The sequence below is a fragment of the Planctomycetia bacterium genome (assembly GCA_015200345.1).
Lineage (GTDB): Bacteria > Planctomycetota > Phycisphaerae > UBA1845 > UTPLA1 > PLA3.
Map to the genome: position 1 here is coordinate 3,476,691 of CP054187.1, position 15,408 is coordinate 3,492,098.

The 15,408-nt window shown below is 62.7% G+C and carries 9 protein-coding genes and 1 tRNA gene; 6 read left to right on the plus strand and 4 right to left on the minus strand.

What is annotated here, in order from left to right; all coding sequences use genetic code 11:
• Positions 1-168 precede the first annotated feature (168 nt).
• Entirely contained in the window at positions 169-2,628 is a 2,460-nt protein-coding gene (locus HRU71_14200) for a HEAT repeat domain-containing protein (protein QOJ04570.1), read from the plus strand.
• 121 nt (positions 2,629-2,749) lie between these two features.
• A complete protein-coding gene (locus HRU71_14205) occupies positions 2,750-4,246 on the plus strand; it encodes an excinuclease ABC subunit UvrC (GenBank protein ID QOJ04571.1) in 1,497 nt (498 codons plus the stop codon).
• 114 nt (positions 4,247-4,360) lie between these two features.
• Here the strand turns inward: HRU71_14205 and HRU71_14210 are convergent, their stop codons facing one another.
• The 4 genes from HRU71_14210 to HRU71_14225 all read right to left on the minus strand — a co-directional run bounded on the left by HRU71_14210 (position 4,361) and on the right by HRU71_14225 (position 9,166).
• Entirely contained in the window at positions 4,361-6,511 is a 2,151-nt protein-coding gene (locus tag HRU71_14210) for a matrixin family metalloprotease (protein QOJ04572.1), read from the minus strand.
• 202 nt (positions 6,512-6,713) lie between these two features.
• A complete protein-coding gene (locus HRU71_14215) occupies positions 6,714-7,667 on the minus strand; it encodes a ribose-phosphate diphosphokinase (protein QOJ04573.1) in 954 nt (317 codons plus the stop codon).
• Positions 7,668-7,739: 72 nt separating this feature from the next.
• The gene (locus tag HRU71_14220) at positions 7,740-8,786 is read right to left on the minus strand and encodes a LacI family DNA-binding transcriptional regulator (protein ID QOJ04574.1); all 1,047 of its coding nucleotides are present in this window, start codon (positions 8,784-8,786) and stop codon (positions 7,740-7,742) included.
• Between the two features lie 296 nt (positions 8,787-9,082).
• Positions 9,083-9,166: transfer RNA gene (locus tag HRU71_14225), tRNA-Leu, on the minus strand.
• Between the two features lie 460 nt (positions 9,167-9,626).
• Here HRU71_14225 and HRU71_14230 point away from each other — a divergent pair.
• The 4 genes from HRU71_14230 to HRU71_14245 all read left to right on the plus strand — a co-directional run bounded on the left by HRU71_14230 (position 9,627) and on the right by HRU71_14245 (position 15,344).
• Positions 9,627-11,513: a 2-oxoacid:acceptor oxidoreductase subunit alpha gene (locus HRU71_14230; GenBank protein ID QOJ04575.1), complete on the plus strand. Its 1,887-nt coding sequence runs from the start codon at positions 9,627-9,629 to the stop codon at positions 11,511-11,513.
• A gap of 150 nt (positions 11,514-11,663) precedes the next feature.
• The gene (locus tag HRU71_14235; GenBank protein ID QOJ04576.1) at positions 11,664-12,683 is read left to right on the plus strand and encodes a 2-oxoacid:ferredoxin oxidoreductase subunit beta; all 1,020 of its coding nucleotides are present in this window, start codon (positions 11,664-11,666) and stop codon (positions 12,681-12,683) included.
• 351 nt (positions 12,684-13,034) lie between these two features.
• The gene (locus HRU71_14240; protein ID QOJ04577.1) at positions 13,035-14,180 is read left to right on the plus strand and encodes a DegT/DnrJ/EryC1/StrS family aminotransferase; all 1,146 of its coding nucleotides are present in this window, start codon (positions 13,035-13,037) and stop codon (positions 14,178-14,180) included.
• Between the two features lie 57 nt (positions 14,181-14,237).
• The gene (locus HRU71_14245) at positions 14,238-15,344 is read left to right on the plus strand and encodes an undecaprenyl/decaprenyl-phosphate alpha-N-acetylglucosaminyl 1-phosphate transferase (protein ID QOJ04578.1); all 1,107 of its coding nucleotides are present in this window, start codon (positions 14,238-14,240) and stop codon (positions 15,342-15,344) included.
• The last annotated feature ends 64 nt before the right edge of the window (positions 15,345-15,408 follow it).

Sequence of the window (15,408 nt, forward strand, 5' to 3'; positions counted from 1 at the left end):
TCGGCGCGCGCCGGTCGGTTGCATGCCTTCCCCGGCGCCGAAGTGGGGTTCTCCGGGGATTTTCGCCTGCCGGACGTGTCTGCCGATACGGACAAAGTCTGCCTGCCCGACATGAGTCGGCCGTATACATCGACGCTGGGTGGGGCAAAGACCGCGGGAGGGTCTTTCATGGTGATGCCGCAAAACACGTTGCAGTGCAAGCTGATGGCGGCGCTGATGGCTGCGATGGTCGCAGCAAGCGCCGCTCGCGCGACGGACGAAATGGTCGGCCAGGATGCCGAAGCGTGGACGATATGGCAATCCGCTCTGGATTCCGCCAGCCGCGAAGACCGCGAGACCGCGACGCGAAACTTCTCCCAGTTGCTCACGATGGGGTTGTCGGATCTGCGCCTCGCGCTGATGGCTGATCGCACCGGCTCGCTCGGATTGGAAAACTGGGCCAAAGAAGCGGGTGCCCCCGACCCGGTCAAACAACTGGTCGAGAAGATCACCTCCGGCCGTCGCCAGAAGGCACTCGCCGAGGACGGCTGGCACTTCGCCGCCATCGGCCGCTTCAAGTACGCCGATGCCAATTTCAAGGCACTGGACGAATCGAACCCCGACCCGGTCGCGCTGCTGGAATTGGCGCGCCGGAACCCCAATCGCCACGCCATTCTCATCAAGCTCATCAGCAATGCCGAGGTCGGCCCCAGCGCCAAACGCTTCCTGCAACTGCTTGATCTCGGCGAAGAAAAGCTGCGCATGGATGCCAGCGAGATCGTCGCGAACATCGGCAAGCTCGCCGGTCCCCCGCGCATGAGCTTCAACGCCACGAGCCGCCTGAAGGCCTCCGGTGAGTACGCGATCCCGCACTTGTTGCAGGCGCTTCAGGATTCGGGTCGCAAAGAATTGCACGCCGCGATCATTCAGGTCCTCCCGCAGATCGGCCGCGATGGGTTGAATCCGCTCTGCGCCGCCCTCGCAATGGCCGACAACGTCACGCGACACCAGATCGTCTCGACGGTCGCCCAGATCGGCTACCGTCAGGCGCTGCCGTACCTGGCCAAGCTGACCTCCGATGAATCGGCGTCCGGCGAACTGCGTGCGGCCGCCAAGCAGGCGATGGTCACGCTCGGCGCGGGCGCCGCCGACACCGCCGCGCTCTTCTTCGAACTCGCCGAGAGTTACTACAACAACGCCGACTCGGTCAAGGCCGATCCGCGCAAGGACACCGCCAACGTCTGGTACCTCCGCGACGGCACGCTCAAACTCGTCGCCGTGCCGACTGCGATCTTCAACGACATCATGGCAATGCGCTGTTGCGAAGAGGCCCTGCTGGCCAACTCCAATCTCGAAAATGCCACGGCACTTTGGCTCGCTGCCAACATCCGACGTGAGGCAAAACTCGGCCTCGATGTCGAAAGCGACAAACCCGATGAACTGGCCGCCAAAGACGGCACGCGGCCTGACGGCTATCCCCGCTCGATTTACTTCGCCCGCGCTGCCGGACCCAAGTATTGCCACATGGTCCTCGCCCGCGCGAACAAGGACCGTGATGTCGGCGTGGCCCTCGGCGCGATTGCCGCCCTGCGCGAAACAGCCGGCGAACCGAGCCTCGTCGGCGCGGAAGACATCAAGCAGCCGCTCATCGAGACGCTGGCCTTTCCCAATCGCCAGGTGCGCGTGAAAGCGGCACTGGCCATCGGTCAGGCACTACCGCGCACGCAGTTCGCCGGCGCGCACAACGTCGTGCCGGTGCTCGCCGAAGCGCTCTCGCAGGCCAATCGTCAGGCAGCACTGGTCGTCGATGGCGACTCCGCCTCGGGCAACAAGATTCAGGCTGTGCTCGCAGGCATGGGATACGACTGTGCACTGGGTGACACTCTCAACAGCGCACGCGAGACGGGCCGCAAGGCGAATCTGACGACGTTCGATCTCGTCATCCTCGCCAGTGACATGAGCGGGCCGGACGTGACCGCGGCCATCGGCGATCTGCGTCGCGAATTTCAGACCGCCGCCACGCCGATCCTCGTACTCGCGAAGGAAGGGGAGGCCACCAAGGCCAGCAGTGCCGCGCGACTGGCCCCCGGCGTCGAAGTCCTGTTGTACGACGCCCTCGGACTGGGCGACCCCAAGAAGATCTCCGAACACGTCGGCAACCGCATTGCCCGGGCATCCCAGGCGCTGGGCATGGCCCCGCTGTCAGCCGATCAATCGCTTTCGCTCGCGTTGCAGTCGGCCCGCGTGCTGCGTCTGATCGCCGAGAGCAATCTCAAGGTGCTGGATGTTTCCAAGGCCACCGGCGCGCTGATCACAGCGATTCGTGGCAACTCCGAGCCGCTGCGCGTTGCCGCCGCACACGCCCTGGCCCTGCATCGCGCTGCCGATGCACAGGCCGCCATCGCCGAAAATGCTCTCGATCCGCAACGCAGCCCGGGCGAGCGGATCGCTTCATTCAACAGCCTCGCCGAAAGCGCTCGCACCGGCGGCAATCTCCTCGGCACGAGCGAACTGGTCAATCGACTGATCGAATTCACAACGCAGGAGCAGGACCTGGTCCTCCGGGCCGCAGGATCACAGGCCCTCGGCGCGCTCGATCTGCCGTCGAACAAGGCCAGCGAAATCATCCGCGGTCAATACCGGGGTTAACTGCGAAACGTGAATCGCGAATCGCGACAGTCAACGCGGCGCGGCGTTTGCCCTTCGACTTGCGCCCTTTGATCTTCGCCATTCCCTCGTATCCCTTCCAGACGGCTTCTACAATCTCCACATGGCCTCCAAGCCCGTGAAGGACGATGCCGCGCAAGCCCTCCGCGCCCGGATTGCGCGCTTTCCAAAATCCCCCGGCGTGTACCTGATGAAAGATTCGCGCGGGCGGGTTTTGTACGTCGGCAAGGCCAAAGACCTGCGCTCGCGCGTCAGGTCGTATTTCCAGGATTCCGCCGATCTGCTCCGCACGCGCGGGCCGGAGATCGCCTCGATGATCGCCAAGGTCGTCGACGTGGACTTCCTCGAAACCGACACCGAGGTGGACGCGCTGCTCCAGGAAAACCGCCTCATCAAGGACATCCAGCCGCAATACAACGAGCGCTTGCGCGACGACAAAAGTTTCCCCTACATCGAGATCACCACGGGCGACGATTTTCCCGGCGTCTACGTCACGCGCCAGCCGCGCATCAAGGGCAGCAAGCTCTACGGCCCGTTCACCAACGCCGGCGATTTGCGCGACGCGGTCAACGCGCTCCAGAAGGTGTTTCGCTTTCGCAACTGCGAGCTGGACATCCGCGAAGACGACGAAAAACGCCGATTCTTCCGCCCTTGCCTGCTGCATTCGATTCACCAATGCACCGCGCCCTGCGCCGATCGCATCAGCCGGGAGGATTACCGGCGCGACATCGACCGGCTGAAACGCTTCATGGCCTCCAAGCGCAGCGTCGTGTTGCGGGAAATGGAGCAGGAGATGCAGGCTGCCGCGCAGGCCCTGAACTTCGAAGAAGCCGCACGAGTCCGCGATCGCATCAACGCGATCAAGAAGCTCGCGCTCTCCGGCGACGTGGCCGAGGACGTGCAGCCGGAGGTGTTCTACGTCGATCCGCGCGCCGGGCTGGAGCGGCTGGCGAAGGTGTTGGAATTGGAGGAAACGCCGCGCATCATCGAGGGAATCGACATCGCCAATTTACAGGGGGCCGAGTCCGTCGGGTCGCTGGTCTGCTTCATCGACGGCGTGCCCTTCAAGAGCGGCTATCGGCGGTTCGGCATCAAGACGGTCGAGGGGCAGGACGACTACGCCATGATCCGCGAAGTCGTGCGGCGGCGATATCGGCTGGCCGGCGAAGGCGAGGAGATGTTCCCCGAAATCATCATGATCGACGGGGGATTGGGCCAACTCCACGCGGCGATGGAAGCCTGCGGTGAGATGTTTGTGAAGCCGCCGATGCTGGTGGCGCTGGCCAAGCGCGAGGAGGAGATTTACATCCAGGCGCGCCGTCGACCGATCAAGCTGCCCCGCAACGATCCGGCGCTGCGGCTGCTGCAACAGGTGCGCGACGAGGCGCATCGCTTCGCCCAGCATTACCATCACATTCTGCGCAGCAAACGGCAGTTTGATGAAGACATCCAGGCCGGCAAGCGCCCGCCGCGGCGGAAACCCGCTGCGCGGAGCCGCAAAAAAAAGGAACCGCTGGGCCGATCCGGTGATGGAGTGCCGGGTGCAGGCGACGCGCCGCTTCACCAGGACGACGTCCAATCTCATCCGTCGATGGAATGAGTACGCCGCGCGCGACAAAGAAGCCGACGGAGGGGGATCCGTCGGCTTCGAGGAATTAACGATTCGTGCGGTCCGATGCTCCGTGCTGCACGGTGCGAGCAGCGTTCGTCGCGGCTATGGAATTGCCAGCAGCGCGGCGATGAATTCATCCACGTCGAGCTGCAAATCACCGTTGCCCAGATCAGCGCAGAGGCATTGATCCTCGGGAATCTGTGTTCCCAGCTTGCATCGCACGAAGCCGGCGATGTCCAACGCGTTCAACACCGAATCGTTGTTGACATCGCCCTCCAGCGTGCAGCTTCCCCCCGGCGTCGTTGCCCCGTTGGGGCTGGAGAACGGCGTCTCCAGCCCGCTCCAGTTCCGCGCCCTGGCCCGGAAGGTGTAGGTCACGCCCGGCGTCAGCCCGGTCACCGTCGTGGTCGGCGAGGCCACCCAGACATTCGCCCCGCTGCCGGCCGCCGGCGTCATCTCAAAGAAAAATCCCGTGCTGATGAAGCCGATGTTGGTGAAGGTTCCGTCGGCGAAGACTTCGATCGACGTGTCGGTGATCGTTCCGAAGCTTACAGAGACAGGTGTCTCAATGTGCGTCGGGCTGTTGATCGTCGACGAGTAACCAGTCAGGTTGTTCGGCACGGCCTGATCCCGCGCTCGGACGCGGTAGTTGTAGAAGTTGTTGGGCACCAGCCCGTCGTCGATGTAAACGGTCGACGTCTGCCAGGGGCTGTCGGTCCCGCCGACGTCCGAACCGGTGGTAAAGTCGAACTGGTACTCGACCGGCGGGCTGGCCACGTCCGTCGCCGTCGTGGCCGTCATCGTGATTTCCGTGCTGCTCAACGGCGCCGGCTCGGACGCCCAGGTCAGCGGATTGGGCGTCGGCGGCGTCACGTCCGCCGTGCTTGAGACAACCGTGAACGTAAGCGTGTAAAGCTGCGTCAGGCTCGAGGTGCTTCCTTCATAGATACGTATGTAAAAATTCCCCGGCGACCCGGTCAACTGCACTTCCGAGAGCGATTCTGCCGAACCGGCCGGCTGGCTGGCGCCCGTGGCGAGCACCGTCGTTCCGTCGGTGCCGATGATCTGAACGTTCAGGTTTTGAGCCGACAGGCTGTCCGTGATGTTCCCGCTGTTGCAGCTGCCGTCGCCCGCCTGCGTGCTCGAATCGTACGAAAAGCCCTGCGGCGTGACCGTCAGCGTCGAAATCTTCGCCGCGAAGCTCGTGGTGAATCGGTAATAGTCCTGCTCACCGTCGGCATCGATCGACAGGATCGAGGTGTTGGGAATCGTCGGCGGGGGAACGGCCCCGCGGCTCACCGGCACGCCGGCCGTGACCGATCCGAGGTCCGTCGCCGTGGCTGCCGTGTTGTTCGGCTCGTCGTTGTCGCCATAAAACCGCTGCCCGGCACGCAGATCATCGTGCCGCGGGCCGTCGATGCTCGTGTTGATGATCGGCTCCATCAGGCGGCCGTTCGTGCCGCCCAGCAGCGGGCAGACGTGGGCGATGCCCAGGCCGTGCCCGTGTTCATGCATCACCACGTCGCGCAGGAAGATGTTGGAACTTCCGGAACTGTTCCAGGATTCCGCCCGGTCCAGCACCATGTCGCCGCCGCCGGACGGAAAATTATTATAGGCAAGCGTATTACTAACGCCGTCGATGACTTTCATGCCGATGCGCACGTCGCCGCGCGTCGTGCCGTTGCCCGCGCTGCCCCATGCGGCGCCGTCGTCCCAGTCCACGCCCGCCGCCGTCAGGCGCACATACGACGTGCCCGTCAGCGCCGCCCAGCGGTCAAAGCTCTGTTGAAATCGAGAAACCCAGGTGGCACGACCGCCCTGGCCTGCGAACAACGAGTCCATTCGCGCGAACAGCTCATTGGGGCCCGATCCTTCACCAATCCCGCTCGGGATCGTCACGCCGTCGGGAACAAAGCTCCAAGTCAGAACGATCGGGTCGCCCTGCGAACCCGGCCAGCGACCGACGAGGTTGTAGCGGAACTCGTCCGGGAAATTGAGCTGCTCCTGCACACGCTGAATGATCTCCAGCGGTGTTCCCTCGGCGAAACACGCCGCAACCGGCCCACCGATACGCTCCGATGGTTTCCAGTTCTTTTCGTACCAGTCGAGACTGACGCGCGTGGAAGGATACCGCCCGTCTAGGATGCCCGGCTGGGCCGCGGACTCACCGGGGGAAATCGGTAAGCGGGCCAGCACAACAACCCCGGCGATCAAAGCAAGCAGGACGATCCCTGATCGAATGGTGGACGGCATGAAACCCTCCGGTGTTCAAATGGTTTCAACGGCGCAAGGAGTTGGGGTGTCGCCAGCGCTGATTCACGGCGGGCCGCGCCCGGTACAAATGTAATGATTGCCGGAAAAACCGCGGCGCGCGGACACACCACTCCTCTTGTCAATTATAGGCCCGCGGGGAGGGGGCGGGTCAACACCTGATGGTACGAAATCAAGGCGAATCTTAAAACTCAAACAGTTTTGAGACGCTGGATTGGGTGTGAATGTTTCTTATCGCACGGGCGAACAGCGGTGCGGCCGAAACCACCTTCACTTTACGCGACAGCGGCTCAAACCGGTACTCCAGCGTATCGGTGATAATCAATTGGCGAATCGGACTGGCATCGATCACGGCTGCTGCCCCGTGCGTCATCACACCGTGGGCCACCGCGGCGTACACCGATTTGGCGCCCTCTTCGATGAGGCGCTTGGCGGTTGCCGCGAGCGTTCCGCCGGTGGTCGTGAAGTCGTCCACGATCAGTGCGTTCTTCCCGGCCACATGGCCAATAATCCGGTTTACGACGGCCTTCTCGCGATGGTCGCTGCGGGACTTCTCGGCAATGACGGTCTTGGCGCCCAGGGCGCGCGAATAGCCATTTGCCATGGCGGTCGCGCCGACATCCGGCGCGACAACGACCCAATTGCGATCCACCATCGTGCGGAAATACCCCGCGATCACCGGCAAGGCGTAGAGGTGATCCACGGGCACATGGAAAAAACCCTGTATCTGCGGGGCATGCAGGTCCATCGTCACGATGCGATCGACCCCCGCCGCCTCCAGGCAATCGGCCACAACCCGCGCCCGGATCGACACGCGCGGCTCGTCCTTCTTGTCGCCTTTGCCATATCCGAAAAACGGAATCACCGCGGTAACGGTGCGGGCGCTGGCGCGTTTCAGCGCGTCGATGTAGAACAGCAGCTCCACGAAGTGATCGTTGACCGGGTACGAGAGCGACTGCACGAAATAGACATCGCGCCCACGGACGTTCTCGCCGACGCGAACGAACGTATTGCCCTCGGAGAAATGCTTCGTAAACGTCTGCCCGGGGCGGATTCGCAACTGCTTGCCGATGGCCGCCGTGAACTGCTGACTCGCGGATCCGCCAAGTAAAAGTAACTTGAGTTTGCCTGCTGCCATGAATCCGGCTTCCTGTTGAGGTTGACTCCGTGCGGTCGCTCGGCGACGCTGGGCGCGGTATCGGATCCGATTCTACTGTGAAGCGACGCGCGCGGTGGAATCACGCGTGATCAGCGTGGCCGGCAATCGAATGCGAATCGGTTCTCGCGGGTCGGCGTCCGGGTTCCGTCGAATCTCCTCAAAAAGCAGGTCCAGGGCCGTGGCCACCATCGCTTTGATGTCGATCCCGATCGTCGTCAGGGCGGGCCGGAAATACTGCGCCAATTGGATATCGTTGCAGCCCACGATGGACAGGTCCCGGGGCACTTCCCGGCCGATGCTGGCGGCCGCGACGACCGATGCCATGGCGATTTCGTCGTTGATGCAGATGATCCCGGTGGTCTGCGGAGCGCTGGTGAGCAGCTTCTGAAGCGAGGCAGCGCACAGGTTGGCATTGGCACAGGCTTCTTGTCGGACATTGGACGCCGAAATCCCGTGCTCCTTGAACGCGCGCTCGATCCCGCGCCGCCGAAGCTCGAACCAACTCGGTTCTTCCTCGGGATGCGGCCCGCCAAGGTAACCCAGGTGGCGATGGCCGAGGCCGATGAGGTGTGACGCGGCGATGTATGAAAACCCCGCGATGTCCGGGCTGACTTCATGAAAGCGTGTCTGCTCCACGGCGCTGTGGATCAACACGGTCGGGGTGCCGGCTGTCACCGACGAGCTTTCACCGGCCGAGACACGATAAAACTCCTCCGGAGGTGCGATGACCACCGCCCCGGCGAGCTTGAAATTCCGCAGCGCCTGTCGGTAACTGCTGAACGACTGGCAACTGATCACGCCGTATTTTCGCGCTTCGATCGCCTGGGAAACCTCATCAACCAGCTTCGCGAGGTAGTGGTGGCTGGAGATGAATTCCGCGAGCATCACAATCGTGTTCAATTGCTCGCCGCGGAGGCTGCGTGCCATGAGATTCGGGACGTAGCCCATCTGTTCCGCCACGTCGCGGCAACGCCGCGCCGTTTCGGCTCCGACCAGGTGCTCCTTGCCGGACAGCGCCCGCGAGACCGTCATCGCCGAGACCCCGACCCGCCGGGCCACGTCTCGCAAGGTTACGTTCTTGATCTTCCGCTCGGCCACGATTTTTGACTCATGTCTGTTTAGAAGGGCCGGGATCGCGTCATCCGGCAACGCCGACAAACGCCAGCGCTCCGTGCATTCGTTCCCGCTCTGGTCGATCAGTTGTCCACCTTAGCATAACTGTTATATCAAGCCATTGCCAGTTTCTGTAACACCCGTATGTACCAGTTGAATAGGGTAGAGGTAACAACGCCGATAAAAACGATCGGAAATGAGGCGTCTTGGGGGGGAAGTTGCGGGAACTGCGATTGGATGCGATGGCCGGCTCGATGAGCAAGGCAAACGGAGCGGGCAATTGCGGCCAAGAGGAGTCGAACCTCCACGAGCTTTCGCTCACTAGAACCTGAATCTAGCGCGTCTGCCAATTCCGCCATGGCCGCGGATTTCGGATTCCAGTCTGGGCCGGATGACCATTTCTGGAACGGGTCGGGAAGTGTACGGGGGGGATCAGCTTCTGGCAAGTCGAGACTTTGGGAACCCTGCGATCGGTTCATTTTCTCCAAACGTCCGGCCATCGCGAGCCTATCCGAGCCGATCGGGCAGGGCCGGCGAAAATGCGCTTTCCCGACGGTCCAGACCCGCTATGATCCCATAAGACGCTGGGAATGGCATTGCCGGACAATTGCGTGTAAATTGGTATTCCCGGTGACGGTTCGACCGATATGAGTGGAGCGGAGTAGCCCCTTCATGCGTCGGCCGCCGACACCGGCGACACACCGCGACGGCGACACTCGGCGGGGCAGTGAATCAGACAGTCGCGGAAAACGACGGCGTGATAGCACCCATGAGCATTGGAACCCACGCAAACGCCGCGATGGCGACGGGGACGAGTCTGTCCCAATGGAGAGCATGATGAGCAGCACGGCGGTCTTGGAAGAACAGAAGTCAAATAAGCCCATTGAGTCGCTGGATGAAGTGGTGATTCGCTTCGCGGGCGACTCGGGCGACGGCATGCAGCTCGCGGGCACGCAGTTCACCCGCGCGACGGTGATCTTCGGGAACGACGTGAGCACGTTTCCGGATTACCCCGCCGAGATTCGCGCCCCGGCCGGTTCGCTGGCCGGCGTCTCGGGCTTTCAGGTCAACTTCAGCAGCCACGACATCCACACGCCCGGCGACATGGTCGATACGCTCGTCGCGTTCAATCCCGCCGCGCTGAAGACCAACATCAAGGACGTGAAGAGCGGCGGCATCGTCATTGCCAACGAAGACGCCTTCGGCAAGACCGATCTGAAGAAGGCGGGCTATGAGACCAATCCGCTGGAAGATGGCACGCTGTCTAAATACCGCGTGTTCAAGATCCCCATCTCCAAGCTCAACAGCACGGCCCTGGCCAACAGCGGCCTGGGCGCCAAGGAAGTCGACCGCTGCAAGAACTTTTTCGCCCTGGGCCTGATTTCCTGGCTTTACCACCGGCCGCTTGAGCCGACCGTCGAGTGGATCGAGCGATCGATGGCCAAAAAGCCGGAAATGATCGAGGCCAACAAGGCCGTCTTGAAGGCCGGCTACTATTTCGGCGAGACGTGCGAGCTGTTCCAGGTGAGCTATAAGGTCTCGAAGGCCAAGTTGGCCCCGGGCAAATACCGGCGCATCAGCGGCAACGAGGCAACCGCACTGGGTCTGATCGCCGCCGCGAACCTCGCAAGCAAGGAGCTGTTCTACGCGAGCTATCCGATCACCCCCGCGAGCGACGTGCTTCATTCGCTCGCCAAGTACAAGAATTACCACGTCAAGACCTTCCAGGCTGAAGACGAAATCGCCGCGATGACCGCCGCCATCGGCGCGTCCTTCGCGGGCGACATCGCGGTCACCGGAACCAGCGGCCCCGGACTTGCGCTCAAGGGCGAAGGCATCGGCCTCGCCGTCATGACCGAGTTGCCCGTCGTCATTGTTGACGTGCAGCGCGGCGGGCCGAGCACCGGCTTGCCGACCAAGACCGAGCAGGCCGACCTCTTCCAGGCCGTCCTGGGACGAAATGGTGAATGTCCGGTCTGCGTGCTGGCGGCTTGCGGACCGGCCGATTGTTTCGACATGGCGATCGAGGCGGTGCGCATTGCGACACGCTACATGACGCCGGTGATTTTGTTGACAGACGGCTACATCGCCAACGGCGAAGAGCCTTGGCTGCTGCCAAGCATCAAGAGCCTGCCGCGCATCGAGATTCATCACCCCGAAGCCAACGGCGACGCCGGCGCGTTCAAGCCTTACAAGCGTGATGACAAGCTGGCCCGCCCCTGGGCGATCCCTGGTACGAAGGGCCTGGAGCACCGCATCGGCGGCCTGGAAAAGCAGGACGTCACCGGAAACGTCAGCTACGATCCCGACAACCACGAACACATGATCCACACCCGCGCGAGGAAGATCGCCGGTATCGCCAACGACCTTCCCGATCAGACGGTCTACGGCCCCGCCGAGGGCGATCTGCTGGTCGTCGGGTGGGGCGGCACAGCCGGCGCGATTCGCAGCGCGGTCGAGCGTGCGCAGCAGAAGGGGCACAAGGTCGCCGGGACGCATCTGCGATACATGAACCCGTTCCCGAAGAACTTCGGCGATCTCCTCAAGCGGTACAAGAAAGTGCTGGTCTGCGAGTTGAACATGGGCCAGCTTCGTTACATGCTTCGCGCGACGTACCTGGTGGATGCCTTGGGGTTGAACAAGGTGCAGGGCAAGCCGTTCCGAATCGCCGAGATCGAATCGAAGATTCTGGACGTGCTCGGAAGCAAATAAGGCTTTGTGGAAGAACCGCGCCGCGCGGGCTGAAGCCCGCGGCTCATTGAGTTTTCGACGTTTTGACGTCTCGATGGTTTGACGTCTCGATGGTTTGACGTCTCGATGGTTCGACTTTTTGACTTTTAGCGATAATCGCCGGAGAGAACGATGACGACTGCCACGTTGCCTCAACTGACCCCCAAGGACTTTGCCAGCGATCAGGATGTGCGCTGGTGCCCAGGCTGCGGGGATTATTCCATTCTTGCGCAGGTCAAGAAGATCCTGCCTGAACTGCACATCCCCCGAGAGAAGATCGTCTTCGTCTCCGGCATCGGCTGCTCCAGCCGCTTTCCGTACTACGTCAACAGTTACGGCTTTCACTCGATCCACGGCCGCGCTCCGGCCGTCGCGACCGGCGTGAAGCTGGCCAACCCGGACTTGAGCGTCTGGGTGGCGACGGGTGATGGCGACGGCCTCTCGATCGGCGGCAACCACCTCGTGCACGCCATTCGACGAAACGTGGACCTGAAGATTCTCCTGTTCAACAATCGAATCTACGGCCTGACCAAGGGGCAGTACTCCCCCACGTCGGAGCTGGGCAAGAAAACCAAGAGCACGCCGATGGGGTCGGTGGACAACCCGCTCTGTCCGCTCTCGGTGGCCATCGGTGCTGAAGCGACGTTTGTCGCGCGAACGATGGACGTGAACGTGAAGCACCTCGCCGATACGCTGCTCCGCGCCGGCAAGCACAAGGGCACGGCCTTCGTCGAGATCTACCAGAATTGCAACGTGTTCAACGACGGCGCGTTTGAGTACGCATCCGACCGCGACGTGAAAGAAGACAACACGCTCTACATCGAGCATGGCAAGCCGATGATCTTCGGCAAGAACCGCGACAAGGGCATTCGTTTCAAGAACATGGAGCCGGAGGTCGTGCAGCTCGGCGGCGACATCAAGGAGGACGATCTGATCTTCCACGACGAGAAGGCCCCCGAGCCGAGCCTTGCGTTCATGCTTAGCCGCATGCGCTATCCCGAGTTCCCCGAAGTCTTCGGCGTGCTCCGGAGCGTCGAGAAGCCGACGTTCGACGCCGCCGTGTATCACCAGATGCAGCAGGCCGAAGAGAAGATGGGCAGGGGCGATCTGGAGAAGCTGCTTAACAGCGGCGATACGTGGGTCGTGGAGTAAACGGCGAATCGCCAATAATCGAAACGTCGAAACACGACTAGGCTGAAACCAAAGCCCCGGGCATGTGCCTGGGGCTTTTTGACTCTCTTGAATCCGCCGTCGTCGCAGGCCGTCAAGTGGATCGGCGACGGCACGTCATCTATACTGCCGATCTTGACGCGCAGGGATCCCCGCGGAAACCGTCAAGGCCCGTCCTTGCGCGTGAATGACGGCAGGTTGAGAAGAACACGTGTGGTCCCCGCTCCGGCGTTTGGGGTATGGATTAAGTCCGTTGATTCGTTCAATGAAGCGACGCGTTATGGTTGAATGCATCGCGCGAGCTTGCTCACAAACTGAACCAGGATTCTTTGCATGACCCCGGTTGCCTCCGACGCTCCGCCAACCTGCCAACCCGTCCCGTTGCTGGACCTCAAGCTACAATACGCGACCATTCGCGATGAAGTCATGGCCGCCATCGAGGCCATCTGCGAATCCCAGCGCTTCATCGGCGGGCCGGAGGTTGTTGCGTGCGAGGAGGCCGTAGCGGCCTACAGCGGCTGCAAGGTCGGCGTCGGCATGAGCAGCGGCACCGATGCCTTGCTGTGCGGCATAATGGCGATGGGCATCGGCCCCGGCGACGAGGTCATCGTCCCGAGCTTCACCTTCTTTGCCACGGCCGGTTGCGTGAGCCGCCTCGGCGCGAGGCCGGTGTTCGTCGATATCGATGCGGCTACGTTCAACACGACGGCCGAACAGATCGAGCGGGCCATTACGCCGAAAACGAAGCTCATCATCCCCGTGCATCTGTACGGCCAGTGCGCCGACATGACAGGTATTCTCAAGGTCGCCAACCAGCGCGGAATCCCGGTGATGGAAGACGCGGCGCAGTCGATCGGCGCGAAGCATCACGGCAAGGCGGCGTGCAGCATGGGCAAGCTGGGCACGCTGTCGTTCTTTCCCAGCAAGAATCTCGGTGCGTTCGGCGACGCGGGCATGATCGTGACGAACGACCCGGCCCTGGGCGAGCGCTGCCGCATCTTCCGCGATCACGGAGCGCAGCCGAAATATTACCACAAGTGGGTGGGGGGGAACTTCCGGCTGGATGCGTTGCAGGCGGCGGTCGTGCGGATCAAGCTGAAGCATCTCGACGCGTGGTCGGCCCAGCGCGCGGCGAACGCGAAGCGGTACAACGCGCTCTTTGCCGGCAGCGTGGTGAAGACGCCGGTGATCGCGCCGGGCAACGACTCGATTTTCAACCAGTACGTCATTCGCGTGCCGAAGCGCGACGAATTGAAGAAACACCTCGAGGCGCATGGCATCGGGACGGAAGTCTATTACCCCGTGCCTCTGCACATGCAGGAATGCTTCGCGTACCTCGGCGGCAAGGCCGGCGATCTGCCGGTCTGCGAGCAGGCGGCGCGCGAGGTGCTGGCGATTCCCATCTATCCCGAGTTGACGGTGTCGCAGCAGGAGCGCGTCGCGCGGACGATTCGCGCCTTCTACGGCGAGAGGGTCTGACCGTTGGCGTCGCCGGCGTGGATCGGTGCCGTTGATCTAGCCGCGGGTTCTCCGCTGATGAAGCATTTCGCGCCGCTGGCGGCGTCGTTCTTCGTTGCGCTCATCGCGACGCCGATTGTGCGGCGCGTGTCGGTGCGGTTGGAACTCTACGATCGGCCCGACGGGGGCCTGAAACCCCATCAACAGCCCATTCCCTACCTCGGCGGCGTGGCGATGTACCTGGGCTGGGCCGCGGCGATGATCGCGTCGGCCTGGCTGGGATTTCGCACGGCGGCGTCGCAGCCGACCACGTTGTGGGTCATGCTCGGCGGCACGGTGCTGATGCTGACCGGTCTGATTGACGACATTCGTCATCTTCGCCCGCGGACGCGACTGCTGGTGCAGGCCGCCGTGGCGGCGCTGCTCGTCTCCGGAGGCATCGGCGACGGCATCGCCGAGAAACTGATCGAACCGGTGCGCGAGTCTTTGCCGGTGTTCTGCACGGCGCGGCCTGTGCTCCTCGGCGCGAGCGGCCTCTTCTGCATGATCGCCATCGCCGGCGCGACGAACTCGACGAACCTGATCGACGGATTGGACGGCCTCTGCGGCGGCGTGCTGGCGATCGCGGCCTGCGGGCTGGCCTATCTCAACTGGCATTTGTCGAACGTGCCGGGCATCAATGCCGCAGACGACGCGCTTCGCACGACGTTGACGATGGGCTTGTTCGGCGCCTGCGCGGCATTTCTCATTTTCAATTTCAACCCCGCCCGGATCTTCATGGGCGACAGCGGTTCACTGCTGCTCGGCTACACCGTCGCCGTGGTCATGATTTCGTTCGCAGATCAGGCGTCGCCGCGCTGGTTCGCCTGCTCGCTGATGGTCTTTGCGTTTCCCATACTCGATACGGCGCTGGCCATCGGTCGGCGGGCGCTCAACGGGCGGCCGCTCTTCAAGGGGGATCGAAGCCATTTTTATGACCAGGTGCGCGACCGCGGGTTCAGCGTTCGGCAGACCGTGTTGCTTTGCTACGCGCTGGCGTTGGTGTTTGCGATCCTCGGAGGCGTCATGACGTGGTTGCGGCCCTCGTCGCTGGTATTCATTCTCGTCGCCGGACCGATCCTCGCCGGCGCACTCTGCTGGCGGTTTGGCATGTTGAAAGTGGACGATACTGCGGATCGCAAGTGAATTCGGCGTGCAACCGCCGCGCGGCGGCGTTATAATCTCGCCATACCCGGGGCAGGGACGCCTC